This window comes from Hyphomonas sp. (genome assembly GCF_046313975.1).
Lineage (GTDB): Bacteria > Pseudomonadota > Alphaproteobacteria > Caulobacterales > Hyphomonadaceae > Hyphomonas.
In genome coordinates this window covers 1-26,724 of sequence record NZ_JBKBXB010000043.1, presented here as the reverse complement: position 1 = coordinate 26,724, position 26,724 = coordinate 1, and the positions used below count along the sequence as shown (strand labels likewise).

23 protein-coding genes and 1 tRNA gene are annotated in these 26,724 nt (G+C 65.5%); 9 read left to right on the top strand and 15 right to left on the bottom strand.

Annotated features, from left to right (window positions below; translation table 11 throughout):
* The first annotated feature begins 337 nt into the window (after positions 1–337).
* Together ACK4TE_RS13440 and ACK4TE_RS13435 are read left to right on the top strand one after the other, a co-directional pair.
* On the top strand, positions 338–553 hold the full coding sequence (locus ACK4TE_RS13440; protein ID WP_409912040.1) for a hypothetical protein: 216 nt from the start codon (positions 338–340) through the stop codon (positions 551–553).
* Positions 554–590: 37 nt separating this feature from the next.
* Positions 591–1,955: a mechanosensitive ion channel family protein gene (locus ACK4TE_RS13435; RefSeq protein WP_409912039.1), complete on the top strand. Its 1,365-nt coding sequence runs from the start codon at positions 591–593 to the stop codon at positions 1,953–1,955.
* Between the two features lie 78 nt (positions 1,956–2,033).
* On the opposite strand, the gene ACK4TE_RS13430 is transcribed toward ACK4TE_RS13435, so the two are convergent.
* The 3 genes from ACK4TE_RS13430 to ACK4TE_RS13420 form a co-directional block, all read right to left on the bottom strand.
* The gene (locus ACK4TE_RS13430) at positions 2,034–2,504 is read right to left on the bottom strand and encodes a hypothetical protein (RefSeq protein WP_409912038.1); all 471 of its coding nucleotides are present in this window, start codon (positions 2,502–2,504) and stop codon (positions 2,034–2,036) included.
* Between the two features lie 105 nt (positions 2,505–2,609).
* Positions 2,610–3,035, bottom strand: a complete 426-nt coding sequence (gene msrB / locus ACK4TE_RS13425; protein WP_409912041.1) for a peptide-methionine (R)-S-oxide reductase MsrB — start codon at positions 3,033–3,035, stop codon at positions 2,610–2,612.
* Positions 3,036–3,269: 234 nt separating this feature from the next.
* Complete coding sequence (locus ACK4TE_RS13420; RefSeq protein ID WP_409912037.1) at positions 3,270–3,965, bottom strand: pirin family protein; 696 nt, start codon at positions 3,963–3,965, stop codon at positions 3,270–3,272.
* Positions 3,966–4,105: 140 nt separating this feature from the next.
* Here ACK4TE_RS13420 and ACK4TE_RS13415 point away from each other — a divergent pair, with 140 nt between their 5' ends.
* Positions 4,106–4,858: a hypothetical protein gene (locus tag ACK4TE_RS13415; RefSeq protein ID WP_409912036.1), complete on the top strand. Its 753-nt coding sequence runs from the start codon at positions 4,106–4,108 to the stop codon at positions 4,856–4,858.
* Here ACK4TE_RS13415 and ACK4TE_RS13410 read toward each other — a convergent pair.
* Complete coding sequence (locus ACK4TE_RS13410) at positions 4,855–5,595, bottom strand: hypothetical protein (protein ID WP_409912035.1); 741 nt, start codon at positions 5,593–5,595, stop codon at positions 4,855–4,857. The two genes, ACK4TE_RS13415 and ACK4TE_RS13410, sit on opposite strands and share 4 nt — an antisense overlap.
* A 124-nt stretch (positions 5,596–5,719) precedes the next feature.
* Between ACK4TE_RS13410 and recQ the strand changes: the two genes are divergently transcribed.
* The 3 genes from recQ to ACK4TE_RS13395 all read left to right on the top strand — a co-directional run bounded on the left by recQ (position 5,720) and on the right by ACK4TE_RS13395 (position 10,001).
* On the top strand, positions 5,720–7,555 hold the full coding sequence (gene recQ, locus ACK4TE_RS13405) for a DNA helicase RecQ (protein ID WP_409912034.1): 1,836 nt from the start codon (positions 5,720–5,722) through the stop codon (positions 7,553–7,555).
* 140 nt (positions 7,556–7,695) lie between these two features.
* Positions 7,696–8,286, top strand: a complete 591-nt coding sequence (locus tag ACK4TE_RS13400) for an ATP-dependent Clp protease proteolytic subunit (RefSeq protein ID WP_409912033.1) — start codon at positions 7,696–7,698, stop codon at positions 8,284–8,286.
* 95 nt (positions 8,287–8,381) lie between these two features.
* Positions 8,382–10,001 carry a hybrid sensor histidine kinase/response regulator gene (locus ACK4TE_RS13395; RefSeq protein ID WP_409912032.1) on the top strand — a complete coding sequence of 540 codons (1,620 nt, stop codon included), beginning with the start codon at positions 8,382–8,384 and terminating at the stop codon, positions 9,999–10,001.
* On the opposite strand, the gene ACK4TE_RS13390 is transcribed toward ACK4TE_RS13395, so the two are convergent.
* The 3 genes from ACK4TE_RS13390 to ACK4TE_RS13380 form a co-directional block, all read right to left on the bottom strand.
* Complete coding sequence (locus ACK4TE_RS13390; RefSeq protein WP_409912031.1) at positions 10,002–12,224, bottom strand: patatin-like phospholipase family protein; 2,223 nt, start codon at positions 12,222–12,224, stop codon at positions 10,002–10,004.
* An 84-nt stretch (positions 12,225–12,308) separates the two neighbouring features.
* Positions 12,309–12,385, bottom strand: a tRNA-Met gene (locus tag ACK4TE_RS13385).
* A 57-nt stretch (positions 12,386–12,442) separates the two neighbouring features.
* Positions 12,443–13,573: an NAD(P)/FAD-dependent oxidoreductase gene (locus ACK4TE_RS13380; RefSeq protein ID WP_409912030.1), complete on the bottom strand. Its 1,131-nt coding sequence runs from the start codon at positions 13,571–13,573 to the stop codon at positions 12,443–12,445.
* 59 nt (positions 13,574–13,632) lie between these two features.
* Here ACK4TE_RS13380 and ACK4TE_RS13375 point away from each other — a divergent pair, with 59 nt between their 5' ends.
* Positions 13,633–14,397, top strand: a complete 765-nt coding sequence (locus ACK4TE_RS13375) for a hypothetical protein (protein ID WP_409912029.1) — start codon at positions 13,633–13,635, stop codon at positions 14,395–14,397.
* 63 nt (positions 14,398–14,460) lie between these two features.
* Here ACK4TE_RS13375 and trxB read toward each other — a convergent pair whose 3' ends face one another.
* A complete protein-coding gene (trxB, locus tag ACK4TE_RS13370; RefSeq protein WP_409912028.1) occupies positions 14,461–15,429 on the bottom strand; it encodes a thioredoxin-disulfide reductase in 969 nt (322 codons plus the stop codon).
* Between the two features lie 84 nt (positions 15,430–15,513).
* On the bottom strand, positions 15,514–16,500 hold the full coding sequence (locus tag ACK4TE_RS13365; protein WP_409912027.1) for a cation diffusion facilitator family transporter: 987 nt from the start codon (positions 16,498–16,500) through the stop codon (positions 15,514–15,516).
* 103 nt (positions 16,501–16,603) lie between these two features.
* Here ACK4TE_RS13365 and ACK4TE_RS13360 point away from each other — a divergent pair, with 103 nt between their 5' ends.
* Positions 16,604–17,326: a hypothetical protein gene (locus ACK4TE_RS13360; RefSeq protein WP_409912026.1), complete on the top strand. Its 723-nt coding sequence runs from the start codon at positions 16,604–16,606 to the stop codon at positions 17,324–17,326.
* A 309-nt stretch (positions 17,327–17,635) separates the two neighbouring features.
* Here ACK4TE_RS13360 and gyrB read toward each other — a convergent pair whose 3' ends face one another.
* Both gyrB and ACK4TE_RS13350 read right to left on the bottom strand, forming a co-directional pair.
* A complete protein-coding gene (gyrB, locus tag ACK4TE_RS13355; RefSeq protein ID WP_409912025.1) occupies positions 17,636–20,080 on the bottom strand; it encodes a DNA topoisomerase (ATP-hydrolyzing) subunit B in 2,445 nt (814 codons plus the stop codon).
* A gap of 164 nt (positions 20,081–20,244) precedes the next feature.
* Positions 20,245–22,251, bottom strand: coding sequence for a DEAD/DEAH box helicase (locus ACK4TE_RS13350; protein WP_409912024.1), 2,007 nt, complete (start codon positions 22,249–22,251; stop codon positions 20,245–20,247).
* A gap of 123 nt (positions 22,252–22,374) precedes the next feature.
* Between ACK4TE_RS13350 and hemN the strand changes: the two genes are divergently transcribed.
* Positions 22,375–23,727 carry an oxygen-independent coproporphyrinogen III oxidase gene (gene hemN, locus ACK4TE_RS13345; protein WP_409912023.1) on the top strand — a complete coding sequence of 451 codons (1,353 nt, stop codon included), beginning with the start codon at positions 22,375–22,377 and terminating at the stop codon, positions 23,725–23,727.
* Here the strand turns inward: hemN and fghA are convergent.
* The 4 genes from fghA to ACK4TE_RS13325 are packed head-to-tail and all read right to left on the bottom strand — an operon-like array spanning position 23,724 to position 26,414.
* On the bottom strand, positions 23,724–24,563 hold the full coding sequence (gene fghA / locus ACK4TE_RS13340) for an S-formylglutathione hydrolase (RefSeq protein WP_409912022.1): 840 nt from the start codon (positions 24,561–24,563) through the stop codon (positions 23,724–23,726). The two genes, hemN and fghA, sit on opposite strands and share 4 nt — an antisense overlap.
* A gap of 3 nt (positions 24,564–24,566) precedes the next feature.
* Positions 24,567–24,878, bottom strand: a complete 312-nt coding sequence (locus ACK4TE_RS13335; RefSeq protein WP_409912021.1) for a hypothetical protein — start codon at positions 24,876–24,878, stop codon at positions 24,567–24,569.
* Positions 24,879–24,899: 21 nt separating this feature from the next.
* The gene (locus tag ACK4TE_RS13330) at positions 24,900–25,277 is read right to left on the bottom strand and encodes a VOC family protein (protein WP_409912020.1); all 378 of its coding nucleotides are present in this window, start codon (positions 25,275–25,277) and stop codon (positions 24,900–24,902) included.
* Between the two features lie 30 nt (positions 25,278–25,307).
* Entirely contained in the window at positions 25,308–26,414 is a 1,107-nt protein-coding gene (locus ACK4TE_RS13325; protein ID WP_409912019.1) for an S-(hydroxymethyl)glutathione dehydrogenase/class III alcohol dehydrogenase, read from the bottom strand.
* Positions 26,415–26,724: the final 310 nt, after the last annotated feature.

The window sequence follows — 26,724 nt, the reverse complement described above, 5'->3', positions numbered from 1 at the left end:
AGGTAAGGAGCCAAGGCCTGGCAGCGCCGAAGTCATCCCGAGAACTGCCCGAAACTCCGGGGGCAGGTGCGGCGGACGAGTGGCGTCCACCCCGCAACCAAACTTTCCTTCCCGGACGCCCCGCGGCGTCCGCCGCACCCGGTCCCATCCTCGAGGGCCGCCACATGATCCGCACCCGGACGGCCTCGGCCGGTCCGGCACAAAGTGCTGCCCTCAATACCGCATACTCCCACGAGCAAAGCGAAGCGCACAGGCGCCGCGGGCTTCAGCCCGCGAACAGCGCCGAGCAATTTGAAGAAACCGCGCCGAGCAAAACCAAAACAGAAAGGACCCCACCATGCCCCGCGACCGGAAGGACCGGCGACTGGACGTCGCCCGCCTCAAGCCCGCCGTCCGCGCCGAACTCCTCGGCGACATGAAGGCGCCCCGCTGGCTCATCGCCCGCGCGCTCCGCGACCCGGGGGAGGTCGCCGCCCGCGCGCTGCTCGATCCCCGCCGCCGCGCGCCGAAAGCGCCGCCGCCCGAGGCTTGCGCCGGCAAGACGCCCCGGTAAGGTCAGGGCTCCGACCCGACTCACCGTGAGGGCCCGCGTGTTCGACCAGATTTCCCTGCCGCTTCCGGCTGCCTTACCTGCCATGGAAAGGCTGATCCAGACGCTGGCCGTCTGGGGGCAGGAGATGCTGATCGACGTGACCGCGCCGCGCACGCTCTGGCAGCTCGCTGCCGTCGCCGCCGCCGCCGCCATCGGCTACCTCCTGTCGCGTTATCCCAAGAAGCGGATGGTCGAAGCGGCCGAGGCGCGCGGGCGGATCGACTTCGTGCTGCTCGCCCTCGTCGCCGTGATGCGCGTGCTCTGGCCGGCCTTCACGGTCCTCCTGCTGATCGGCATCACCGCGGTCTTCGAACAGGCCGGCCTCGGCAGCCGCACGCTGCACATCGCCACCAGTCTGCTGATCGCCTGGATCGCGGTCGAGATCGTCACTGCCAGCATGCGCCGCGGCCTCGTCTCGCGGATCATTGCCTATCTGCTCTGGGTGATTGCCGCGCTCTATATCGTCGGCTGGCTGGGGCCGATCAACGATGCGCTGCGTTCGGTCGTATTCACCTTCGGCAAGGCCGAGATAACGCTTCTCGGCCTGGTCACCAATCTCTTCCTCGCCTCGGTCGCCCTCTGGATCGGCTGGCTGATCGGCAACCTCGCCCAGTCACAGCTGCGCAGCGCCAGCAACCTGCCACCCTCGGTCGGCGGCCTGTTCGGCCAGACCATGAAGATCGCCGCGATCATCATAGCCATCTTCGTCGCGCTCAACTTCCTCGGCGTGAATCTCGGCGCGCTCACCTTCTTCTCCGGCGCCCTCGGTGTCGGTATCGGCTTCGGCCTTCAGTCGATCTTCTCGAACTTCATCTCCGGCGTCATCCTCCTGATGGAGCGCACGCTGAAGATCGGCGACTTCATCGAGCTGCAGGGCGGCCTCTCGGGCGTCGTCAAGGAGATCAACTTCCGCTCCACGGTGCTGACCACCAACGACAATATCGACATCATCGTTCCCAACGAAGCCTTCATCAAGAACCAGCTGATCAACTGGACCCACATGGACGCCAAGCGCCGCATCCATGTGCCGTTCGGGGTCGCGTACGGCACGCCGAAGGAAATCGTCCAGAAGGCAGGGCTGGAAGCTGCGGCGGCGCTGCCCTGGACCTTTGACGACAAGGGCGAGCGCACGCCGCAGGTCTGGCTGGTGAAGTTCGGCGAGTTTCGCCTCGAGTTCGAGCTTATCGTCTGGCTCACCGATGAGGCCGTGCTGAAACCCCAGAAGGTGATGGCGGACTATATCTGGGAGGTCCACTCCGCGCTGGAACGCCACGGCATCCAGGTCCCGCACCCGCAACGCGACCTGTATCTCAAGTCGCCGGACACGCTCAGTGTGCGGATCGAACCTGGAGACAGGGGTTAGCTCACTCCCCGAAAGACAAGCGCCGCTCCCCATGCGGGAAGCGGCGCCGTCCGGCTCAGGACAGGGGCGGGGGGTGCCTCAATCCTGCGCCTTGGCGTAACGGGAAGCAAAACGCACCGACGCGCGGCGCGCATCGTGCCATGTGGAAATGCCCGCCTGGCTGATATCGCTCTCATACCATTTGTACTCGAACGGCTCGCTGGCATTGCCTGCCGCATCATAGGTCACCGCCTTCAGCTTCATGCCACCGAGGCTGACAGAGCGGTGTACATCGAGGCCCGGCTTGTCGCCGGCCTGCTTGAAGGTCGGGCGCGAGGGCTTGGCGTCGAGGATCGTGACATCCACACGGGCGACATCCACGCCGGCGCGGTTGAGTTCGCTCTCGAGATCCTTTTTCACGCGCTCGGAAAGGTAGGTGCCCTCCCGCTCGCCATAATCATCCGTCAGCTTCTCGGCAAAGTCCGGGCCGTAGGACACATTGATCTCGGCTGCGATCGCGCCCGGTGCAATCGCAGCCGTCATCAGCGCAGAAGCAAGGAGGTATTTCATCGGATCACTCCATGGGGACCGGGCAGACTGCCCTGCCGTATGACTATCTATATAGCGCGTCCGGGCCTCAGGCAGAAGTCACACCCCCGTGAGCCCGCAGGGCGCTCACTCCTTGCCTTCGAACAGGTAGAGGTATTCGCCATACCCGGCCGCCTGCATCTCCGCCTTGGGAATGAATTTCAGGCTGGCGGAATTGATGCAATACCGCTGGCCGCCCGTCTCCTTCGGTCCGTCATCGAACAGATGGCCGAGGTGCGCATCCGCGTTCGAGGAGCGCACTTCAACCCGGCTCATGCCCAGCGAGTCATCCTGGAAACGCGAGACGAGCTTCTGGTTGATCGGCTTGGTAAAGCTCGGCCAGCCGGTGCCGGAATCGAACTTGTCCGTGGACGAAAAGAGCGGATCACCGGAAATCGCATCGACATAGATGCCCGCTTCCTTGTGATCCCAATAGGCATTGTCGAAAGGCGGCTCGGTGCCGTCATGCAGGGTGACGTATTGCTGCTTCGGCGTCAGGTGCGAGGCGTCCATCCCGGTAGAGGTCACCGGCGCCTTGGCGGCAGACGCCTTGCCCGTCTCGGCTGTGCTCACCCCGCAGGCCGCAAGCCCCGCGCTCAGGACCAGCGCACACAGTTTCGCGGAATTGTTCGGGAACGGATGAAATGCCATGACTTTGCCTCGGCAGAAACGGAACCCGGCGGGCACCTGTCACGGTCATCCGTAACAGACCCCCGCCGGGCCACAAAGTCACGAGGTGGTGAGGCGTCAGATCGTGTCGACCAGCACCAGTTCGGCCGAACTCACGCCTTCAAAGGTCAGCGTCTCGCCGCCGCTGATCGCTGCGCCGTCGCGCGTACCCAGCGTCTTGCCGTTGAGTTTCACCTCGCCGTCCGCCACCACGAGATAGCCATACCGGCTTTCGGGCAGTGTATAGGTCAGCGTCTCGCCGGCCTTGATCGTGGCGCCGAGCACCTTGGCATCCTGATTGATCAGCAGGCTGTCATTCTCACCGGTGCCGGAGGCGAACACCGCCCACTGGCCGGACCGGTCGCCCTTCGGAAACTTGCGCGCGCCCCAGCTGGGCTTGCCGCCGCGCACCCGCGGCAGGATCCACAGCTGGAACAGCTCGGTCGTCACATCCTCGGCATTCCATTCCGAATGCTGGATGCCCGAACCCGCGCTCATCACCTGCACATCGCCGGCCTCGGTGCGGCCCGAATTGCCAAGCGAGTCCTTGTGGCTGATCGCGCCCTTGCGGACATAGGTGATGATCTCCATCGAGTCATGCCCGTGCGGCGGAAAGCCGGTGCGCGGCTGGATCTCGTCATCGTTCCACACGCGCAGCGCGCCGTGCTGCACCCGGGCAGGGTCGTAATAGCCGGAGAAAGAGAAGTGATAGTGGGCGTTCAGCCAGTCATTGCGGAACCGGCCGAGCTTGTCGAAAGGACGAATGTCGATCATCGGGGCCTCCATCGGAAGGGTTGCTGTTGGCCGGTATATGGCGGGACGGGCCCACCCCGGAAAGGTGCCGGGGCCGATGACATTCATGCGAAGTGTGCATGAATGCAATTCGCCCCAAATCAGTGTAGAGGCATAGGCTCATGAGCGGGCATGAAGGCGTCATCCTCCTCGAAGACCCTGCAAATCACGGTGCGCCGGCGGGCATCGGCGCGCTGACGGTGAAGTTCGTCCATTATCCGGGCAGCCAGCAGCTGATCCTCTGGCTGCCGCAGGACGGGTATGCCGGCTACACCACCTTCCGCATCCTCGGTCCCGGGGGCAGGGCGGTGGAAGACACAGACCTGACCCGGCGCCTCAATGGCCGGGTACAGATCCTCGTCGATACATATCCCTGGCCGCCCGGCGACTACCAGATCGAGATCACCCACCGCGAAGGCTGGTCGCACGGCCTGCGCCTCACCAAACTGGAGGAAGGCGTCGCCCCGCCCGCGCCGGAGCCGCCACCCATACCGAAGTCCGACGGCAAGCCGATCGTCTACCGCGACGGCGCCGGCAACATCCTGCCCAACCACGATCTCGAGCTGCGCGCCCGCGCGCTGGAAAAGCTCGCCGCCCGCTTCAGCCGCCGCCTCGAATTCGTCGGCAATTTCCGCGCCGGCACGATCATCTATGTCGAAGGCGATATCCGCGTGAAATTCTATCACGAAATGTGCGGCGGCGGCGTGCACTTCAGCATCGACGTGCCGGAGCCCGCAAACTGGGAAGCCCAGACCGGCCGCCCGCTCAGCGAACGCGACGACATCGTCGAGTTTGTCGCGCAGGAAACCCAGCGCAAACAGGCTCGCAGCTGGAACTATGTCATCCGCGAACACCGCATCGACTTCATCGACTAGGTCCCGGCCCGCACCGTCAGACCGCCCATCCGCAAGACAATCGCGTGCAAGAACAGCCCGAGGCCGATGAGTTCGAACGACTCTTCGAACAGGATCAGCAGGTCGACGACAGGGTGCTGCAATTGCATGATGTCCGTATCCGGATGGTCTGCGAGGATTGCCGAAACCTGCTGCGACTCCAGAAGCTCAAAGCCGACGACACCCAGAACGAAAATTCCGCCAGCCGCCACAAAGCGGATCTGGCTCGTCCGGTCGAGTTTCAGAAACCAGGGCAGCAGCACCACGGCAAGTACGATCATGGCCGCGCCATACGGCAGCACCCAGGCCAGATGCGGCACCCAGTCCGCATCCAGCAGCCCGCGGACCGGGGCTGACAGATACTCATGGACCAACGTCGCTTCATCGACCGCGAGGAACACGAAGACTGCCGATAGTGTGAGCCATGGCAACGCGCTCGCCCGCTCCGTCTCGAGCCGGCCTGTCAGCGCCAGCATCGCAGCGCAGGACAGCATCAGCAGGGTCGAGACCAGCGCGGTCACATTGTGCTCGCCGCCGAAATCGAAGGCATCGACAAGACCTAAAACGTTGGGCCGTCCGAAGACATGCACCAGGGTCAGCAGGCCGCACTGGATCAGGATCAGACCGCCGATCAGGAAGATCAGGGCCCTCGCAACTATCCGGCTCGACAAGCTGACGCCGCCTTCGGGAAACGGCGCGTAATCAGGACTGGATGGCATCAGTGACCCCTGCAGAACCTACAGAACTACGGCGGTCTTATGAATAATTCGCTTCAGGGCGGCGATACGATGCATGCAGCAGGCGACCCTTGCTCCGGAAGTTCGCCTCCGGCAGACCCGGATTATGCCGTCCGAATCAGCCCTCGCCCCAGCCCGTGCCCTGCTCAAGCGCGTCTATGGCTATGACGCCTTCCGCGGCCTGCAGGAGGATGTGATCGCCGACATCCTCGCCGGGCGCGATGCGCTCGCCGTGCTGCCCACCGGCGGCGGCAAGTCGCTGTGCTATCAGATCCCCGCGCTGCTGAGGGAAGGGGTGGGCATCGTCGTCTCGCCGCTGATCGCGCTGATGGCAGATCAGGTCGATGCGCTGAAACAGGCCGGCGTTCGCGCCGAACGCCTCGACAGCTCGATGGACTTCATCGCCCGAAGCGACGCAATCAGCGCCGCCGAGCGCGGCGAGATGGACCTGCTCTATGTCTCGCCCGAAGGCCTCGCCACAAATCTCGCCAGCCGCCTCGCCGCGATGAACGTGTCGCTGATCGCGGTCGACGAAGCCCACTGCGTCAGCCAGTGGGGCCACGATTTCCGCCCGGACTACCGCGCCCTCGGCCGCCTGAAGGCCCTGTTCCCGGACGTGCCCCGCCTCGCGGTCACCGCCACGGCAGACGCGCGCACCCGCGAAGACATCCTCGCCCAGCTGGACCTCACCCATCCCGCCGTGCATGTCGCCAGCTTCGACCGGCCCAACCTCGCCCTCGCCGCCGAACCGAAAGTTGCCAACCGCACCCAGCGCGTCATCCAGCTCGTCCGCGCCCGCGCCGGGCAGAGCGGCATCGTCTACGCTGCCACCCGCAGCGGGGTGGAAGATGTTGCCGAGGCGCTCGAGAAAGCCGGCATTCCCTCGCTCGCCTACCATGCCGGTCTCGACGCGGGGCTGCGCGCGCAGCGCCAGCGCCAGTTCCTGCTTGAAGATGGCCTCGTGATGTGCGCCACCGTCGCCTTCGGCATGGGCGTCGACAAGCCGGACGTGCGCTTCGTCATCCATGCCGATCCGCCGAAGACCCTCGAAGCCTACTGGCAGGAAGTCGGCCGCGCCGGCCGCGACGGCGACCCCGCCGAAGGCGTCGCCCTGTTCGGCCCCGCCGACATGAACCGCTCGCTGCAATGGACCTATTCGGGCGATGCACCGGACGAAGTGAAGCGCGTCCAGCTCACCAAGACGCGTCAGCTGTTCGCCTTCTTCAACGGCGATGACTGCCGCCGCGCCGCCATCCGCCGCTATTTCGGCGAGGAGACAAACGAGGCCTGCGGCGTCTGCGATGTCTGCCGCAACGAAGTCGGGACACGCCATGATGCCACCCGCTGGGCACAGATGGCGGTCTCCGCGGTCCTGCGCTGCGGCCAGCGCATCGGGCGCGGCCGCCTCGTCCAGCACCTGCTCGGCGAGGCGAAGGATGATTTCGACACCGAACTCTCTGCCCTCTCCACCTTCGGCATCGGCAAGGACCTGCCGAAACAGGGCTGGAACCGGGTGTTCGATGCACTCCTCTATGCAGGCCTGATCGCCGAGGGCGGCGAGGCGATGCGTCCCGTGCTGGTTGTGCCGGATGCGGACGCGGCCAAGGCCCTGTTCCGGGGTGAGCGCACGGTCAGCCTGCGCGAAGACATCACCGCCACCCGCCGCCGAAGCCGGGGCAGGGGCGCTGCCCGCGCCGGTGCCCATGCCGATCTCTCCGCCCGCGATCAGGCCGTGTTCGAGGCCCTGCGCCAGTGGCGCACCAGCCTCGCCAAGGCCCGCGGGGTGCCGCCCTATGTCATCTTCCATGACCGCACCCTGGTCGAAATCGCCCGGGAGCGGCCCACGGGCGCCGAAGACCTGCTTGGCATCGGCGGGGTCGGCGAGAAGAAGGCGCAGGCCTATGCGGCCGATATTGTCCGGATTGTCATGGCCGAAGCCTGATTCCCGCCCACCGCCGGGCTCACCTGCGGTTAACGCCGCTGATCGCGCTGGGGAATAGTGAGGCCCGTGCCTTGACCCGCCGCCCGCGGCACCGCACCTATGGGGCCTGTATCCCCAGAGATTCCCGACCCGGAGCCTGAATGACCCGCCTCGATGACGATAACGAGAAAACCCCGGCCGAAGCGCCCAACACGCTGATCGAAAACGCGCTTTTCAAGTCGCGCACGATCCTCCTGACCGGCGGTATCGACTTCAAGCAGGCCCGTTCGGTCTGCGAGCGGCTGCTGGCCCTGTCGGCTGAGTCCAACGACCCGATCCTGATGGTCATTTCTTCGCCCGGCGGCCATGTCGAGAGCGGCGACATGATCCATGACATGATCAAGTTCGTCTCCGCCCCGGTGAAGGTGCTGGGCTCCGGCTGGGTCGCCTCGGCCGGCGCGCTGATCTATTCGGCCGCGAAAAAGGAAAACCGCTATTCGCTGCCGAACTGCCGCTACCTGCTGCACGAACCCCGCGGCGGTGTCGGCGGCCAGGCTACGGACGTGGAAATCCAGGCCCGCGAGATCATCAAGATGCGCGAGCGCCTGAACCGCATCTTCGCGGAGGCCACCGGCAAGTCCCTCGAGCAGATCAAGAAGGACACCGACCGTGACTTCTGGATGAGCGCGCAGGAAGCGGTCGACTACGGCCTCGTCACGAAGATCGTCCGCAACCGCAACGAAATCGTCTAGATTTCAGGGGTCTGCGGGCCGGCGATGTTTGCCTCCCGGTAAGGTTTATCAGCGATGGTCCGGGCTTAACCATAAGCCCGGTTCCAGGACGCCCCATGCCGACCCGCCTGAAGGACATCGCGCTCCCGATCCTGCCGCTCACCCCGGCAACGACCGCGGCGGCTGCATTCTCGCTGTTCCTGAACGATCAGGCCCTGCATGCGGTCCCGGTCCAGATCTCGGCGGGCGATGAGCCAAGCTATGGTCTGGTGACGCGCCAGCGCATCGCCGAAGCGCTCGCGGGTCCGAACGGGCGCGATCTCTATGCCGTGCGCTCCGTCGCCCACCTCGCCAGCTCGCAGCCGGTGATCGCGGAGGGCGACATGCTCGCCTCGCAGGTTGCCCGCACCGCGTCCGAGATGTCGAGCAGCGCGCTGACCGAAGGCGTCATCGTGCTCGAGCAGGGGGCCTATTCCGGCATCGTCACGCCCGCTGCCCTGCTGAAAGCCGTCGCCGAGGAAAACGCATCCCGCGCCCGCGCGCAGCAGTCGGCGCAGAAGAAGCTCGACAGTATGGCGAAGGAAATCGCCCGCCTTGCCGAAACCCGCGCCCGCACGCTCGCCTTCATCGGCCACGAAATCCGCACGCCGCTGACCGGTATCCTCGGCGTCGCTGACCTCCTGAACACGCAGCTGCCCTCCGGCGAGCCGAAACGCCTTGCACGGACGATCACCCAGAGCGGCCAGCACCTCGAACGCCTGCTCAATGACCTGCTCGACCTCTCGCGCATGGATGCCGGCAAGCTGCCGATCTCCAACCAGCCGGTCGAGCTGCGCCAGTTCGCGGTCGAAACCCGCGACCTCTGGCTGCCGCAATTCGATGAGAAGCGCGTCTCGCTTCGTATCGGCGTGGCAAAAGGCGCAGAGCGCCGCATCGAAAGCGACGCTGTCCGTCTACGGCAGATCCTGTTCAACCTCGTCTCCAACGCCGTGAAGTTCACTGATCGCGGACAGGTCACCGTCACACTCGCCACCACGCCCGCGCCGGAAGACCTGATGCTGACCATGCGCGTCTCCGATACCGGGCGCGGCATCTCCGACGCGGACAAGGCCCGCCTGTTCGAAGCCTTCGAGCAGTCCCGGCATTCCGATGCGTTCTCCGGCAGCGGCCTCGGCCTCTCCATCGCCCGCGGCCTGACGCGCACGCTTGGCGGCGAGATCATGCTCGCGGACAATCCCGGCGGCGGCTGCGTGTTCACCGTCACCATCCCGGTGCGCAAGGCCGGGCCGCGTCTCGCGGTGGAGAACAAGACCGACAACAAGGCCGCCCGCTTTGATCTCGGCGAAGTGCTGCTGGCGGAAGACCACGAAGCGAGCGCCTTCGTCATTCGCGAAGCGCTGCTCGCGGCAGGCTGGCGTGTCGAGATTGTCGGTGATGCGTCGGTGGCCATCCAGCGTATCGCCCAGCGCCGTTACCAGCTCATCCTGACCGACGTGCACATGGCCGGCGGCGGCGGCGACGCGGTGCTGCGCGCAGCGCGCTTCGGCCACGGTCTCAATGCACAGACGCCTGTGGTGGCCGTGACGGCCGACACCAGCCCGGAACGCCGCGCTGCGTGTACCCGGGCAGGCTTCAACGGCCTGATCGAAAAGCCGGTGCGCCCGCGCCAGCTGGTTGCTTCGCTCGCCGATATCCTGATTCAGGGCGTGCAGCAGAAGCGCGCCGCAGGCGCCTGATCAGAACGTCCGTCCAATGAGCAGATAGGCAGATTGCCGTCCGCCCTCGGAGCGTCCGAAGGCGAGATAGACGGGACCGAAGGCCGTCTTTGCGGCGACATACACGCTGCCGCCGAAGCGGAAGTCTTGGAAGTCAAAGCCCGAGCTGCCCTGCCAGACATCGCCAAGTTCCACGGATGCGCCGGCATACAGTGGCACGCCGAACAGCTGTTCCGAATCCCGGCCCAGCGCACGGCGATAGATCAGCTGGCTGGTCAGGAAGCCCTCGCCCGTCAGCTCCTCCTTGCGATATCCCGACAGGCTGAACAGCCCGCCGATACGGTAGAACGCATCGAGCGGGGTCGTGCCGCTGATCTGCTCACCCGCCGCGAGCGCCGCGATCAGCGTGTTCGGCCCGTCGCTGAAGGCGGTGCGGCCGGAGGCCGTGATCGTCTCGAAATCCCCATTGTCACCCAGCGCCTCGAAACCGCGCGTCCATTTCAGGTTGCCCTGCAGGCCATCGCGCGGAAAGAACGGATCATCCAGCGTATCATAGCCGCCAGAAGCAATCAGGCGGCCGATATCGATATCGATCTCGCGCAGCGGTGCGGTGCCCTCATTGAGCTTTGCCCGCCCCGTCCCGAATTCGAGGCCGAGCCGCACCTCGCCGACATTGCTGAACTGGTAGCCGCCATCGAGACCGAGCACGCCATAGGTCAGGTCGTAGCCTGCCTCCTTGAAGCCGCGCGTCGAAAACACATTGACCGGCTGGTTGCGGATCTCGCCGCGCGCCACCGTGAACCAGTTCTGGCGCGGATCGAGCAGGCGGAAATATTCCAGCGAGAGCTCGTTGAAATCGCCAATCGTCGCGCGCGCCTGCAGCTCCGAACCATAGGCGTCCAGCGCCGCACTGCGGAAGTCGATTGAAACGGCCGCGTCGGACTCGGTGTTGAAATCATTCTCGACAATCAGGCCAAGGCGCAGCCGCCCGGCATTCGGACGCCGGTCTTCGGCACGGATGATGAGGCCGGTCTGGCCGTCGCGCTCGTCGAATACATAGTCGACACGCTCGAACGGGCCGAAGGCATAGATCCGGTCCAGCGCCTCATCGATCTTCGCCGCATCGGCCGGCTCGCCGACCAGGTCCATCACGCGCGCTTCCAGCAGGGATTGTTCGAGACGTGAGGAATTCTCGATACGGACGAAACCGATCACTGGGGGATCGCTCTGCGGCGCGCCGGCATAGGCAACCGGCGGGCGCGTCCCGGCAATCGCGGCAAGACGCATGTCATGCTGCGAGATGGCCGCGCGCCCGGCAGCGATGAGATCATCCGAGCGATTGAAGGCCGCCGGATTGAAACCCGCCGTCGCCACGCGCGCCAGGATATCCCGGTTCGGGTCAAGGCTCGCTGCCGATACCCGTTCATTCGCAAGGATTAGCAGGCTGACGGTCTGGGCGATGACATCGACAGCGGAGTTGATCTTGTCCTGCGGCATCAGGTCTGTCGGCGTCCAGACGGCAATCACCACATCCGCGCCAAGCTCGCGTGCCACATGGGCCGGAATGTTCGCCGAAAGCCCGCCATCGACCAGCAGCTTGCCGTCAATCTCCACCGCCGGGAATACGCCGGGTACGGACATCGATGCCCGCATCGCCATCGGCAATTCGCCGGTCGACATGACATGCGCCTCACCGGTCGCGATATCGGTCGCCACCGCGCGGAACGGAATTTCGAGATCGTCAAAGCTGTCGAGCCGTGCGCGCGCAGGCGTGAAACGGCGCAGCTCCTTCATCAGCGTCTGGTCGGAAATCGCGCCCGCCGGCAGCTGGATGCCGGAGAGCGACACGCCAAGCCCGGCCGTGCCCGGAAAATCCGCCTGCTTTTGCTTCTGCCGATAGGTGAGCTTGTCGCGGTCCGGGGCAGGGTTGAACACGCCGGTCCAGTCGGCGGTGTGCACCACCTCCTTCAACTCATCCGTGGTCAGTCCCGCCGCGTAGAGCCCGCCGATTACGGCGCCCATCGAGGTGCCTACCACACAGTCCGGCCGGATGCCGCGCGCCTCAAGCTCCTCGATTGCCCCGACATGCGCGATGCCAAGTGCCCCACCACCGGAAAGCACAAGGGCAATGCTGGGCCGTTCAGGATCATCCGAAGCGCAGGGCCTCGTCTCCGCGAGCGTCAGCGGCGTGGCCAGCAGCGCAGCAAGACAGGCAGCCAGAGGGCGAAAAGCGTTCAGCGGCATCGGATACTCCCTAAGCCGGCCCACAAAGCAGGAAGCATGCCTGAAGGGAAGGGAATGGTCCCGCGAAGCCTTGGCGGAGCAGGATGGTGGTTCGGGAGAGACTTGAACTCTCGACCTCGCGATTATGAGTCGCGCGCTCTAACCAGCTGAGCTACCGAACCCTTCGCCGCATCAGCGAAGGCGCCTGATACACACTGCCGGGGGGCCGTGCAAGCGTCCTAGGCGGCGAGGGTCGCGACATGTTCCGCAATCGACAGGGACGAGGTTAATCCGGGGCTTTCGATGCCCAGGAGGTTGATCAGGCCGGGGCTGCCATGGGTTTCCGGGCCCTCGATGCGGAAATCGCCTGAGGGGGCGCCTTCGGGCACCAGTTTGGGCCGCACGCCGGCATAATCGGGGCTCAGCCGCTCCAGCGTCAGGCCGGGCCAGTAGCGGGTGACCTCGGCATGGAACAGCTTCGCCCGCGCCGGGTCCACCCGGTAGTCGAAGGGCGGGCGGGCCTCATCGGGCAGCCATTCGGCGTCCGGGCCGACCTTGCCGCGCCCGGCGAGATCGATGGTCAGGTGCAGGCCGAGGCTGGAGGTTGTAGGCATCGGATAGATCAGGCGCGAGAAGGGGGTGTGGCCCTGGATGGTGAAATAGCTGCCCTTCACATAGTGCGGGGCCGGCAGATGGGCCGTGTGCGGTCCTTCGATCAGCGCCGCGACGCGGATGGCATTATGCCCGGCCGCGTTCACCACCGTGCGGGCGAGGATCGCCGCCGGGTTTGCGCCGCCGGTCTCGAGGCGCACGCGGCCTTCCTCCACCGCACCGGAAAGCAGCGGCGTGCCGAAGGCGATGGAGCCGCCCGCATCTTCCAGCTCGCCCTGCAGGGCAAGGAAATAGGCATGGCTGTCAAAGATGCCGGAGACCGGCGAGACGATGGCGCCGGACACGTTCGGGCTCAGCGCCGGCTCGATCTTCCGCGCGGCCGCGCCGTCGATCAGGCTCAGCTGTTCGACGCCGTTATCCTCCGCCCGCGCCAGGATACGCGAGAGTTCCGCCGCTTCGGCCTCGCCCACCGACACGACCAGCTTGCCGCAGCGCTTCACCGTGATCGCGTGCTGATCGAGATAATCATATAGCATCCGCCGCCCGGCGACGCAGTGTCGCGCCTTCAGCGAGCCCTTCGCATAGTAGAGCCCGGCATGGATCACTTCAGAATTGCGCGAAGAGGTGTGCATGGCGATCTGCTCTTCGGTCTCCAGCACGATCACCTCGCGCCCCGCCCGGGCCAGCGCGCGCGCCGAGGCAAGGCCGATCACGCCTGCGCCGATCACCACCACGTCTGCCTCGAAACTGTCCGCCATCCCTGTCCGCCTCTGAAGCCCCTCGCCGGAGCGCCTGCTTCGCTCTACTATCAGGGCAGATGAGCGTACGCAGCCTGATTCTGACGGGCCTCCTCATCCTGGGGGCCATGCCTGCCGCGGCCGATGTCGCGAGCGCAGACGCTGCCTTTCGTGCCGGAAAATATGAGCTGGCGCTGCAGGAAGCCGCCCGCGTGGCCAGCGCAGATGCCTTTGCCCTGAAAGCCCGCACGCTGCTCGCCAAGGCCATGTGCGGCGACCGTGAGCCGTCGCGCGCCGTGCTGGAGGATGCCGTTGCAGCAGCGGACGCGGCCCTGAAACTTGATCCCGGTCACGAGGAAGGCCGCCTGCAGAAGGCGATTGCCCTGTCCCTGATGCTGCGCCCGATGAGCCTGAATGAGGCGAGCGACACGGGCTATGGCCCCAAGGCCAGGGCGCTGGCGGAAAGCGTGCTCGCGGACGATCCGGCCAATCACTATGCGCTCGGCTTCCTCGCCGTCTGGCATGTGGAAGTGCACCGGCGGGGTGGTTCGATTGGCGCGATGATGCTGGGGGCTAGCCTGAAGACAGCGCGCGCGAACTATGCCGAAGCGGTGCGCCTTGCCCCGGACGATGCCAGCCTGCGCTGGCAATGGGCCCGCGCACTCGCCGCCTATGACGCCAAGAAATACCGCACCGAAATCGAAACCGAACTCAAGGCCGCACTGGTGATTGATCCGCAGACGGAGCTTGACCGCGTGATGCAGGGCAGGGCAGACGCGCTGCTCGGCGTGGTGAAATCAGCAAAGACGCGCGATATCGAGCGCAAGGCGCAGGGAATGCTGTAGGGCGGGATTTATCCCGCCATCCCACGCGCGCTGCATTCGGCGGGATAAATCCCGCCCTACGGATTACTCGGCGGCTACAGTCTGCTTCTCCGCCGCATGTTCCGAAAGCCAGCGTTCGGCTTCCAGCGCGGCCATGCAGCCCATGCCGGCGGCGGTGACGGCCTGGCGGTAGGTCTCGTCGGTCACGTCGCCGGCCGCGTAGACGCCGGGGATGGCGGTGCGGGTGGAGCCGGGTTCGGTGATCAGGTAGCCGTTCGGGCGCATCGGCAGCTTGCCCACGAAAAGCTCCGTAGACGGCGCATGTCCGATGGCGATGAAGATGCCGTGCACCGGCACATCGCGCACATTGCCTGAAGCCACATCCTTGATGCGCGCGGCGGTCACGCCGAGCGGGTTCTCATCGCCGATCACGTCTTCCAGCGTGTGGTTCCACAAGACTTCGACCTTCGGATTCTTGAACAGGCGGTCCTGCAGGATTTTCTCGGCGCGGAAATGGTCGCGGCGGTGGATGACCGTCACCTTCGAGGCAAAGTTCGTCAGGAACAGCGCTTCTTCCACGGCCGAGTTGCCGCCGCCGACCACCATGACTTCGCGGCCGCGGTAGAAGAAGCCGTCACAGGTGGCGCAGGCGGAGACGCCGAAGCCCTTGAATTTCTGCTCGCTCGGCAGGTCGAGCCATTTCGCCTGCGCGCCGGTGGAGATGATCACGGCATCGGCGGTGTACACCGTGCCGCTGTCGCCCACGGCGCGGAACGGGCGCTTCTCGAAATCGACCTCGATGATGTGATCATTGGCGACTTTCGCGCCCATCTTCTCGGCGTGTTCCTGCATCTTCACCATCAGTTCCGGGCCCTGGATCTCGGCAAAGCCCGGATAGTTCTCGACATCCGTGGTGATGGTCAGCTGCCCGCCCGGCTGCGCGCCGGTGACGACCAGCGTGTCGCGCAGCGAGCGCGCCGCATAGATGGCGGCGGTCCAGCCGGCAGGGCCGGAGCCGATGATGAGGATTTCTGCGTGGCGCGTTTCGGCCATCTGAGGCCTCCTTGAATTCCGGAATGCCCCATATGGGGCGCCGGAGGTGAGGGTTAAAGCGCTCCGGCGCCTATCGCAATGCGGCTATGCGGCAGGAGAGCTTACATCTGCGATCACTTCCACCGTGGCATGGCTGGCGCCAAAGGCATGGGCGAGGCGTTCCTTCACCGCCCGGCGCACCGATTCGGGGCTGGCGCCCGGTGCCGGCGTCACTTCCAGCGTCACCAGCGGGCGCGATTCGGTCAGCGCCCAGGCATGTACATGGCTCACCGCCGCCACGCCCGGTACATTGGCCACGAGATCGGCAATGATCCGCTCCGGCTCCAGCCCCTCCGGCGTGCCTTCCAGCAGGATATGGCCCGAGGCACGCATGATGCGCACGCCGCCATAGAGCGCCAGCAGAGCCACGAGCACGGAGAGCAGGGGGTCTGCCAGCGTCCAGCCCTGCCACAGGATCAGCACCGCCGCGAGGATCGCCGCGACCGAGCCCAGCATGTCGCCCGCCACATGCCACAGCGCGCCGCGCAGGTTGAGATCATTCTTGTGCGCCCCGCCGTGCAGGATGGCGAAGGCGATGATGTTGACGACAAGGCCCAGCGCCGCGATGCCCAGCATCAGCCCGCCGGCGATCGGCGCCGGCGCCATCAGGCGGGCCGCCGCCTCCCAGATGATCCACCCCGCCAGCAGCACCAGCAGCACGCCGTTGGTGAATGCGGCCAGCACCTTCATCCGCCCGAACCCGTAAGACCGCGCCGGGTCTGCCGGCCGCGCCGCCAGCCGGTAGCCGAACCAGGCGAGCACCAGCGAGCCCGTATCCGTCAGCATATGCGCGGCATCTGCCAGCAGGGCGAGCGAGCCGGACAGGATGCCGCCGATCACCTCGGCAACCATGAACCCGCCCGTCAGAAGCGCGGCCAGCACCACGCGCCGGCGCGCATCGGCGCTCGTCATGTCCGCATGATGCTGGTGGTGGGCATGGTCGTGCGCGTGGCTGTGGCCATGGTCATGGCCGTGATCGTGGGGGTGCGTGTGGGGTTCGCCGGGGCAGGCGGGCGCGTTCGTCTGGGTCATGGCGCCGGGGTGCCGTGCGGCGCGCTCCGGGTCAATCGCTGCGTGATAGCATAACGGGCCAAAGGCGCGGTAAGCTTACAAAAAATGCAAGGGAGGACTGACCATGACCCAGGTGCGCCTGAGACAGCTCGTGATTGCCGCCGAAGCGCTGGAAACGGCCGAAGCGCTGGCGGAAGTGCTCGGCCTCGGCCCCGGCTTCCCGGACCCTGGCGTGGCTGAGTTCGGCCTCGTCAACCGGGTCTACGCCATCGGCGACCAGTTCCTCGAAGTCGTCGTGCCCACGGCCCTGACGGCGCCCGCGGCCCGTTTCATCGCGCGCGGCGGGGAGGGCGGCTATATGGCGATCTTCCAGACGGATGACGTCGCCGCCACCCGCGCCCGGCTCGACACGATGAATATCCGCCGCGTCTGGAACATCGACCTGCCGGACATTTCCGCCAGCCACCTCCACCCCGGCGATATCGGCGCCGCCATCGTCTCCATTGACGAGGCCCGCCCCGCCGGCAGCTGGCGCTGGGGCGGCCCGGACTGGGAAAAGAATTCCGTCCCCGGACGGCTCACCGGCGCCGTGGTGACAACGCGCGACCCCGAAGGTCTCGCCGCCCATTGGGGCAAGGCGCTGGGCGCGCCGGTTTCCGGCACGGTGGTGAAGCTCGCGGACGCCCAAATCGAATTCCATCAGGGCACGGAAGAACGCCTCGCGAAGTTCCGTGTCTCGCTACCGGAGCCGGGCGCTGCAGCGGCGCGCGCGATAAGGCGCGGGCTGGACGTTGTGGACAACGAAGTACGGATCGGCGGCGTGGGGATCGTACTGGAAACGGTGTAGCCCTCACCTCCCACGCCCTTCGAGCGCGGGCAACACCTCTCCCGCTAGCGGGAGAGGTGTTGCGTTACGCCCGGATATGAGTCCCAACTCCTCTCCCTCCGGGAGAGGAGGGGCCCATCGCGCAGCGATGGGAGGTGAGGGCTTCCTAGTTCTGAAGCGCAATAAAACCCAAGCCGTCATCCCGGTTTCGCCGAAGGCGAAGACCGGGACCCAGCGCGATAAATAAAAAAGAAAGTCTGGGTCCCGGGCATTTGCTGCGCAAATCCCGGGATGACGGGAGATCAGATCACTGAAGAAGTAAGCGGTGTACTAAACATCCACCTCCGCCTCAAGCGCAAATTCCTCGATGAACTCCCGCCGCGGCTCCACGATGTCGCCCATCAGTTTCGTGAACAGCTCGTCTGCCTCGTCGGCGTGCTCGACCTTCACCTGCAGGAGCGTGCGGGCATTGGCGTCGAGCGTGGTTTCCCAGAGCTGATCGGCGTTCATTTCGCCGAGACCCTTGTAGCGCTGCACCTTCAGGCCCTTGCGGCCGGATTCCAGCACCGCGTCGAGCAGGCCGGATGGTCCGTTCACGGAGAACTCGCCGCCCTTCTCATGCCGCAGGATGGCCGGGGCGCCGTAGATGTCCTTCACGCCCGCCGCGCGCTCCGCAAGGCGGATGGCGTCCTGGCTCGCGATCAGGGCCGGGGGCAGGGCGGCGGTCTCGTCCACGCCGCGCACTGTGCGTTGCAGCACCAGCGCGCCTTCAACGAACCGGCCGAGCCAGGTGTCCTCGCCTTCCTCGGCCACGCGGTTCATCCGCTCTGCCGTCGCTTGGGCTTCGGCCTCGCCGGCACCCGCCGCCAGCGCGCCGGCCAGCGCGGCTGCCTCGATCAGGTCCGCCGGCGCGCGCAGCGCAAGACGTCTCAGGCTCGCCCGGAAATTCGCCGCCTGCCGCACCCGCTCGCGCAGGTCTTCGCCCGCGATCTGCGTGCCATCGCCAAGGATCAGCGTCTCGCCGCTCGTGCCTTCCTCGATCAGGTAGGCATCCAGCTCCGCGTCGTCCTTCACATAGCGTTCGGATTTTCCGCGCGTCACTTTGTAGAGCGGCGGCTGCGCGATGTAGAGATAGCCGCGTTCGATAATCTCCGGCATCTGACGATAGAAGAACGTGAGCAGCAGCGTCCGGATGTGCGCGCCGTCGACGTCAGCATCGGTCATGATGATGATCTTGTGATAGCGCAGCTTGTTGATGTCGAACTCGTCGCGCCCGATCCCGGCGCCCAGCGCCATGATCAGTGTACCGACCTGATCGGAAGACAGCATCTTGTCGAAACGCGCGCGCTCCACGTTCAGGATCTTGCCGCGCAGCGGAAGGATTGCCTGGTTGTCGCGGCTGCGGCCCTGTTTCGCGGAGCCGCCGGCCGAGTCGCCCTCGACGATGAAGAGTTCGGATTTCGCCGGGTCCTTCTCCTGGCAGTCGGCCAGCTTGCCGGGCAGGGAGGTGATGTCGAGCGCCGACTTGCGCCGCGTCAGCTCGCGCGCCTTGCGGGCCGCTTCGCGCGCCGCCGCCGCCTCGACGATCTTGTCCATGATCATGGCAGCTTTTTTCGGGTTCTCCTCGAACCATTCGCCGAGCTTCTCGTTCATCAGGCTCTCGACCACCGGGCGCACCTCGGAGGAGACGAGCTTGTCTTTCGTCTGTGAGCTGAACTTCGGGTCCGGCACTTTCACTGAGAGCACGCAGGTCAGCCCCTCGCGCGCATCATCGCCCGAAATCTCGACCTTCGACTTCTTCGCCGCGCCCGTCTCGTTGGCATACTTGTTGATGATCCGCGTCAGCGCGCCGCGAAAGCCCGCAAGGTGCGTGCCGCCATCGCGCTGCGGGATATTGTTGGTGAAGCACAGCACGGACTCGTGATAGCTGTCGGTCCATTCCAGCGCCGCCTCGACCGTGATGCCGTCCTTCTCACCGATCACATAGACCGGCTCGCCGATCAGCGAATGCTTCTGCTTGTCGATATGCTGCACGAACGCCTTCACGCCGCCTTCATACTGCAGCACGATCTCGTATGGCTCCGCATCGCGCTCGTCGCGGAAGATGATCTTCACGCCGCTGTTGAGGAAGGCGAGTTCGCGCAGACGGTGTTCCAGCGTCTTGCGGTCATAATCGGTCTTCGTGAACGTCTTCGGGCTCGCCAGGAAACGCACAGCCGTGCCGGTGAACACCTTGCCATTCTCGCGTTTGGGAGAGGGCCCGCGCTTCACCAGCGGCGCCTCGACACGCCCGCCATCCACGAAGCGCACATAATGCTCGAACCCTTCGCGGTGGATCGTCAGGTCCAGCCAGTCGGACAGCGCGTTCACCACCGAGACCCCAACGCCATGCAGGCCGCCAGACACCTTGTAGGAATTGGAGTCGAACTTCCCGCCTGCGTGCAGCTGCGTCATGATCACTTCCGCCGCCGAAACACCCTCGGTCGGGTGCAGGCCGACCGGAATGCCGCGCCCGTTATCGGTGATCTCTGCCGAACCGTCCGGATACAGAGTAACCGTCACACGGTCCGCATGGCCGGCCAGCGCTTCGTCGATGGCATTGTCCACCACCTCGTAGATCATGTGGTGCAGGCCGGAGCCATCATCGGTGTCGCCGATATACATGCCGGGGCGTTTGCGCACGGCGTCGAGTCCCTTCAGGACCTTGATCGAGCCTGCGCCATACTCGCCCTCGCCGCCCTGTCCGGGCGCCGCCTGATTGCTGTCATCGGCCATTGGAAATTCTTTCTCGGATGATTCTCGAAATGCTCCGGAAATATAGGAGATTTCCGCGCCCGAGGGAACGCTGCGGCCATGTATTTTGCAGTGCCGAAAGCGCCCGGAATATCCGAGTGAAATCAGTCAGTTACTGACAGTGTTTGAGCCAGCTTCAACCCGTCTCAGACGCGCTTTCCCGGGGGCTTGCCGCCGCCCGGCTTTTTGCCCGGTTTTCCGCCCGGTCCAGGCCCCTTGCGGAAGCCTGTCCCCGGCTTGTACGCCGTCTTGCCGCGCGCTCCGCCGGAGGCCGGTTTGGGGCCCTTCTTCCCACCCTTGGGGCGCGGCTTGCGGTCATCCTCGACATAGTCGGAGGCGGAAAATTCGCGCCGGGGCGGGCTGTCCTCGCGCGGGGCTTCGCGGGGTGGGCGCTCCTTGCGGAAGGCCGGACGGGGCCTTTCCTCGCGCGCTTCCCGGCGCGGCTCGCTGCGGGTTGGGGCCGCATGATGCTCCGGCTCCGGAATGCCCTCCAGCGGGAACGCCGAAAGGCTGCCTTCCAGCCGTCCGGTCTCCCCGGTTTTCTCGAACAGGCGGCGCGCACCCTCAGCGGTCAGCTCGACATGCGTGTTGCCGGAATTGATGCGGATCTGGCCGATATCATCGCGCGAAATCCCGCCCGCCTTGCACAGCATCGGCAGCAGCCATTTCGGATCGGCATTCTTCTTGCGCCCGACATTGAGGGCAATCCATACCGCGCCCTGAATATCCGACCGTTCCGTACGCGGACGTTTCTCGCGCGGCGGGCGGTCGTCGCGCGGGGCGCGTTCAGGCCGCTCATACTCGCCGCGCTCGGGGCGCTCGCGGCGGGCGGGGCGGTCTTCCACATCGCGCAGGTCTTCCGGCGCGGATTGTCCCGCGCGCCGTGCACGGATGAAAGCGGCAGCAACGGCCTCTGCGCCGTGGCGCGCCAGCAGTTCGGCGGCGAGCGCCGCTTCTGCTTCCGTCGAAGGCTCAGCCAACGCCGTATCCGCCAGCAGGCGCGCATCATCCTGCCGCGCAATGTCGTCTGCAGACGGCGGCTTGCCCCAACTCGCGGTGATCTTCGCATCCTGCAGCAGGCGTTCCACGCGGCGGCGCGCTTTAGGCGCCACAAGCATCGCGCACACGCCCTTGCGCCCGGCCCGGCCCGTGCGTCCCGAACGGTGCAGCAGCGTTGCCGGATCGCGCGGCAGGTCCGCATGGATCACGAGGCCGAGGTTTTTCAGGTCCAGCCCGCGAGCGGCGACATCTGTGGCGATACACACGCGCGCGCGCCCATCGCGCAGCGCCTGCAGCGCATTCGAGCGTTCCTTCTGGCTGAGCTCTCCGGAAAGCGCGACTACGGGGAAACCGCGATTCCCCATCCGGCTCATCAGCTTGTTCACCGCCGCGCGGGTCGAGCAGAAGACCAGCACGCTCTCGGACTCCGAATGGCGTACGATATTGACGATGGCATTCTCTTCATCGCCCGGCGCAACGAGCAGGGCGCGGTATTCAATGTCCACATGCTGGCTGCGCTCGGCCTCGGTCGTCACGCGCAGCGCATTCTTCTGGTAGCGCCCGGCGAGCGCCGCGATGCCTTTCGGCACGGTCGCCGAGAACATCAGTGTACGGCGTGTCTCCGGCGTATCCTCGAGGATCAGCTCCAGCTCCTCGCGGAAGCCCATGTCGAGCATCTCGTCAGCCTCGTCGAGCACCACCGCGCGCACCATCGAGGTGTCCAGAGAGCCGCGCCGGATATGGTCACCAAGGCGGCCCGGCGTGCCGATCACGATATGCGCCCCGCGCTCCAGCGCCCGGCGCTCGTCGCGCATGTCCATGCCGCCCACACAGGTCGCTAGGCGCGCGCCCGCGATGCCGTACAGCCAGCCAAGCTCACGCGCCACCTGCAGCGCCAGTTCGCGCGTCGGCGCCACGATCAGCGCCAGCGGTTCGGCGGCCGGCCCGAGCGTGTCCTCGCCTGCCAGCAACTCGCCCGCCATCGCCAGGCCAAACGCCACTGTCTTGCCGGAACCGGTCTGCGCGGAGACGAGCAGGTCGCGTCCGTCGAATTCCGGATTGATCACGGCAGACTGAACTTGTGTCAGGTTCGTATATCCGCGTGCGGAAAGGGCACCGGCGAGAGCAGCGGGCAGGGTATCGGGCAGGGTCATTTCGGGCTTTCAGGGGCGTCAAAGCCGCCCATTGACACGTTTTCCGCCTGCCCGCCACCCGCCACGTCAGCTACGGGAATCTACGAAGGTAAACGCCGCCCCCCTGCTGCTAGCCTGCGCGCCATGAAAGACGCCTGGATCCCCTTCGCGGCGAAAGCCGTGCCGCGCTACACGAGCTATCCGACGGCTGCGGATTTCACGACCGAGACCGGCGCTGCAGACGCGCAGGCTTGGGCCGCCGCCGCCCCGCGCGGCGAGGCGATCTCCGCCTATGTCCATGTGCCGTTCTGCGAGACGCTCTGCTGGTATTGCGGCTGCGCCACCAGTGTTCCGAATGGTTACCGCCGCGTCGGCGAATATGTCCGCCGTCTGATCGCCGAGACCGGCCTCTGGGCGCGCGCGCTGGAAGGCGCAGGCGGCATCGGCCACCTGCATTTCGGCGGCGGCTCTCCCAACGCGCTCAGAACGGATGACTTTGCCGCGCTCATCGCCGCCCTGCGCGAAAACTTCGGCATCAATCCCGGCGCCGAAATCGCCGTCGAGCTTGATCCGCGCACTATGCATGACGGCCAGGTCGAAGCGCTCGCTGCCGCCAGCGTCACGCGCGCGAGCCTCGGCGTGCAGACGTTGGCGCCGGATGTGCAGCTTGCCGTCAACCGTATGCAGCCGCCGGAAATGATCGACCGCCTCACCGCAGACCTGCGCGCCAGCGGCATCCGCCAGATCAACATGGACCTGATGTACGGCCTGCCGTACCAGACGACGCAGGATGTGGTAGACGCCGCCAGATTTGCCGTCGCGCAGGGCGCCTCGCGCGTCTCCATGTTCGGCTATGCGCATGTGCCGTGGTTTGCGAAACACCAGAAGGCCATCGACGAGGCCGCGCTGCCAGACCTTACCCTGCGCCTCGAACAGGCCGAGGCCGCCGCAGACGAGTTCCGCCGTGCCGGCTATCTCGCCATCGGTCTTGACCACTACGCGCGCGGGGATGACGCCCTTACGCTGGCCTACTGGGAAGGGCGCCTGCGCCGCAATTTTCAGGGGTACACGGACGATCCGCACGAAACCCTCATCGGCATCGGCGCCACCTCCATCTCGCAATTCCGCGAAGGCTATGCTCAGAACCTGAAAGACCGCCGCGCCTGGAACGACGCCGTCGATGCTGGCCGCCTGCCGGTCGAGCGCGGCGTGCGCCTCACACCGGACGACCGTCTTCGCGCCCGCGCCATCGAGCAGCTGATGTGCTGGCTCAGTGTCGATGTCGCAGAAGTCTGCCGCGAGATGGGCGCAGCCCCGGGAAGCCTTGACGATGCGCTCCGCCGCGCCGCCACGCTCGCCGCCGCCGGCCTCTGCGAGGTCACCGGCACCCGCATCCGCGTGCCCGATGCCGCCCGCCTCTTCCTGCGCACCGTGGCCCAATGCTTCGACGCGCGCACCCCCGCCGCCCCGGCCCAGCGCCACGCGAAAGCGGTCTAGCCCTTCAGCGCCTTCGCATGATGGGCGATGTGTTCGTCCATGAAGGTGGCGATGAAGTAATAATCGTGGCCATATCCCTCGCGCATCCGGTAGTCGAGGCGCTGGCCATTCTTCTCGCAGGCCCTGATGAAAATCTCGGGCCTCAGCTGCGTTTCGAGAAAGCTGTCCGCCGTGCCGGTATCGACGAGAATGTTCGCCTTCGTCTGGCGCTCCTTCACCAGTTCGGTTGCGTCATACTGTTCCCAGGCCACCGAGAGCGGCCCCAGATAGGCGGTGAACGCCTTCTCGCCCCACGGCACGCGGGCAGGGGAGGTGATCGGCGAGAAGGCTGAGCATGATATGTACGTCTCGGCATGTTTGAGGTGCAGCGTGATCGCGCCGTGCCCGCCCATCGAATGCCCGAAAATGCCTTGCCGGCCCATATCCGCCGGGAAGTTCGCAGCGATGATGCCGGGCAGTTCATCGGTGATGTATTGATCCATCTTGTAGTGCTTGTCCCACGGCGCCTGCGTGGCCGTCAGATAGAATCCCGCGCCTTGCCCCAGATCATACGCCTCATCATCCGGCACATCCGGCCCGCGCGGGCTCGTGTCCGGCGCGATGATCATCAGCCCATGGCGCGCCGCATGTTCCTGCACGCCGGATTTTTCCATCATGTTCGCCCAGGTGCAGGTCAGCCCCGACAGATACCACACCACCGGCACCGGCCCGTCCTTCGCCTGCGGCGGCGTATAGACGGCAAAGCGCATCCTGCAGCCGAGCAGGACCGAGTCATGATCGTGCACGGACAGTGTGCCGCCGAATGATTTCCAGCTGGAGACGGGGGTGAGGGTCATTTTTCAGTCCTGATTATCTGGCGCCATCCGAGGGCGAGGAAACGAAATCGCAAACCCGTCCTCCAGATAGCCCTCGTCCGGCTCATTGTGCGGCGATCCGGGCTCGATGTAGTAATTCAGCTGCGGATACCGCGCCTCTACTTCGGCCTTCAGCTCCGGCGTCAGGCCGGTGCGCATGTGCACGACCAGCGCCTTCGTCCACTCGGCCAGCGAGACCACCTCATTGCCGCCCTCCACGGCCCGCTCCGCAATCCAGCGGATCGCGGGCGAGCCGATGCGAGACAGGTCGGGAGTATCCTGCGGTGGGTAGGCCATGCCGGATACTCCCTGTACGGATCAGCCGCGCAGCATCGTACAGATCTTGTTGCCGTCCGGGTCGCGCAGGTAGGCGAGATAGAGGCGCGTGCCGCCGCCTTCGCGCCAGCCCGGCGGGTCTTCAATCGCCGTGCCGCCTGCCGCAACGCCCGCCTTGTGCCAGGCGTCTGCCTGCTCGGTCGAGTCGGCCGCAAAGCCGATTGTGCCGCCATTCGCATGGCAGGCTTCCAGCCCGTCAATCGGCTTCGACACGAGGAATATGCCGCCCTTGTGCAGGTAAATCAGCCGCCCCTTCGGATCGGTAATCCCGGGCTTCCCGCCAAGCGCGCCAAACAGCGCATCATAAAATTTCTTCGACCGGTCAATATCATTCGACCCGACCATAACGTGACTGAACATTTGTGTTTCCTCTCTAGCTATTGAATTGGATCAGTAGACAACGACGCTTCTGATCGATTTGCCCTCATGCATCAGGTCAAACGCGTCGTTGATCTTGTCGAGCGTCAACACATGCGTGATCATCGGGTCGATCTCGATCTTGCCGTTCATGTACCAGTCGACGATTTTCGGCACATCCGTGCGCCCTTTCGCGCCGCCAAAGGCCGTACCGCGCCAGTTGCGCCCGGTCACCAGCTGAAAAGGTCGTGTACTGATTTCCTTGCCCGCTTCCGCCACGCCGATGATTACGCTCGTGCCCCATCCGCGATGGCAGCATTCCAATGCCTGCCGCATCACGGTCGTATTGCCTGTGCAGTCAAACGAATAGTCCGCCCCGCCGCCTGTCAGCTCCACGATATGCGCGACCACATCCTTCACCTCTTTCGGATTGACGAAATGCGTCATGCCGAAACGCCGGCCCCATTCCTCCTTGGACGGATTGATATCGACGCCGACAATCATGTCCGCCCCCGCCATCTTCGCGCCCTGGATCACGTTGAGGCCAATCCCGCCGAGCCCGAACACGACCACATTCTCGCCCACCTGCACCTTCGCCGTGTTCACCACCGCGCCGACGCCCGTCGTCACGCCGCAGCCGACATAGCAGGCCTTGTCGAAAGGCGCGTCCTCGCGGATTTTCGCCACCGCGATTTCCGGCAGCACGGTAAAGTTCGAAAAGGTCGAACAGCCCATATAGTGGAAGATCGGCTTACCCTTGTAGCTGAACCGGCTCGTCCCGTCCGGCATCAGCCCTTTTCCTTGCGTCGCGCGGATCGCCGTGCACAGGTTCGTCTTGCCCGATAGGCAGCTTTTGCACTGGCGGCATTCCGGCGTGTAGAGCGGGATCACATGGTCTCCCGGTTTCACGCTGGTCACGCCCGCGCCCACTTCGCGCACGATGCCCGCACCCTCATGCCCGAGGATCGAGGGGAAGATGCCCTCCGAGTCGAGCCCGTCCAGCGTATAGGCATCCGTATGGCAAATGCCGGTGGCCATGATTTCCACCAACACTTCGCCCGCCTTCGGCCCCTCAAGGTCCACCTCGACAATCTCGAGCGGCTTCTTCGCTTCAAACGCAACGGCGGCGCGGGTCTTCATCGGGCAGGCTCCTTGTTCGCTGCCCCCTGATTAGAGCGCTCCGCCCCGCGGGTCCACCTCACCCGGAAAGGAAATCAGCGCCGGCCGGATTGACGATAGTTCGATATCGAACTAAAAGGTTTGATATCAAACCAACGGAGCCAGCCATGCCCAGCCGCCGCGGTGTCCTGAAACTGATCGGGGGAGGGGTCGTGCTCGCCGCAGCGGGCGCAGGCGCCTTTACCGCGCTCAACCAGCCGAGCCGTGCCGCCCGCGCCGCCTGGCGCGAAGCCGGCCAGCCGGAAGAGTATCGCCGCCGCTTCCTCTCCTA

Excerpts from the sequence above, each read along its gene's own strand:
- ACK4TE_RS13440 (WP_409912040.1), top strand. The coding sequence starts at position 338 with ATGCCCCGCGACCGGAAGGACCGGCGACTGGACGTCGCCCGCCTCAAG.
- ACK4TE_RS13430 (WP_409912038.1), bottom strand. The coding sequence starts at position 2,504 with ATGAAATACCTCCTTGCTTCTGCGCTGATGACGGCTGCGATTGCACCG.
- msrB (WP_409912041.1), bottom strand. The coding sequence starts at position 3,035 with ATGGACGCCTCGCACCTGACGCCGAAGCAGCAATACGTCACCCTGCAT.
- ACK4TE_RS13420 (WP_409912037.1), bottom strand. The coding sequence starts at position 3,965 with ATGATCGACATTCGTCCTTTCGACAAGCTCGGCCGGTTCCGCAATGAC.
- ACK4TE_RS13415 (WP_409912036.1), top strand. The coding sequence starts at position 4,106 with ATGAGCGGGCATGAAGGCGTCATCCTCCTCGAAGACCCTGCAAATCAC.
- ACK4TE_RS13410 (WP_409912035.1), bottom strand. The coding sequence starts at position 5,595 with ATGCCATCCAGTCCTGATTACGCGCCGTTTCCCGAAGGCGGCGTCAGC.
- recQ (WP_409912034.1), top strand. The coding sequence starts at position 5,720 with ATGCCGTCCGAATCAGCCCTCGCCCCAGCCCGTGCCCTGCTCAAGCGC.
- ACK4TE_RS13400 (WP_409912033.1), top strand. The coding sequence starts at position 7,696 with ATGACCCGCCTCGATGACGATAACGAGAAAACCCCGGCCGAAGCGCCC.
- ACK4TE_RS13395 (WP_409912032.1), top strand. The coding sequence starts at position 8,382 with ATGCCGACCCGCCTGAAGGACATCGCGCTCCCGATCCTGCCGCTCACC.
- ACK4TE_RS13390 (WP_409912031.1), bottom strand. The coding sequence starts at position 12,224 with ATGCCGCTGAACGCTTTTCGCCCTCTGGCTGCCTGTCTTGCTGCGCTG.
- ACK4TE_RS13380 (WP_409912030.1), bottom strand. The coding sequence starts at position 13,573 with ATGGCGGACAGTTTCGAGGCAGACGTGGTGGTGATCGGCGCAGGCGTG.
- ACK4TE_RS13375 (WP_409912029.1), top strand. The coding sequence starts at position 13,633 with ATGAGCGTACGCAGCCTGATTCTGACGGGCCTCCTCATCCTGGGGGCC.
- trxB (WP_409912028.1), bottom strand. The coding sequence starts at position 15,429 with ATGGCCGAAACGCGCCACGCAGAAATCCTCATCATCGGCTCCGGCCCT.
- ACK4TE_RS13365 (WP_409912027.1), bottom strand. The coding sequence starts at position 16,500 with ATGACCCAGACGAACGCGCCCGCCTGCCCCGGCGAACCCCACACGCAC.
- ACK4TE_RS13360 (WP_409912026.1), top strand. The coding sequence starts at position 16,604 with ATGACCCAGGTGCGCCTGAGACAGCTCGTGATTGCCGCCGAAGCGCTG.
- gyrB (WP_409912025.1), bottom strand. The coding sequence starts at position 20,080 with ATGGCCGATGACAGCAATCAGGCGGCGCCCGGACAGGGCGGCGAGGGC.
- ACK4TE_RS13350 (WP_409912024.1), bottom strand. The coding sequence starts at position 22,251 with ATGACCCTGCCCGATACCCTGCCCGCTGCTCTCGCCGGTGCCCTTTCC.
- hemN (WP_409912023.1), top strand. The coding sequence starts at position 22,375 with ATGAAAGACGCCTGGATCCCCTTCGCGGCGAAAGCCGTGCCGCGCTAC.
- fghA (WP_409912022.1), bottom strand. The coding sequence starts at position 24,563 with ATGACCCTCACCCCCGTCTCCAGCTGGAAATCATTCGGCGGCACACTG.
- ACK4TE_RS13335 (WP_409912021.1), bottom strand. The coding sequence starts at position 24,878 with ATGGCCTACCCACCGCAGGATACTCCCGACCTGTCTCGCATCGGCTCG.
- ACK4TE_RS13330 (WP_409912020.1), bottom strand. The coding sequence starts at position 25,277 with ATGTTCAGTCACGTTATGGTCGGGTCGAATGATATTGACCGGTCGAAG.
- ACK4TE_RS13325 (WP_409912019.1), bottom strand. The coding sequence starts at position 26,414 with ATGAAGACCCGCGCCGCCGTTGCGTTTGAAGCGAAGAAGCCGCTCGAG.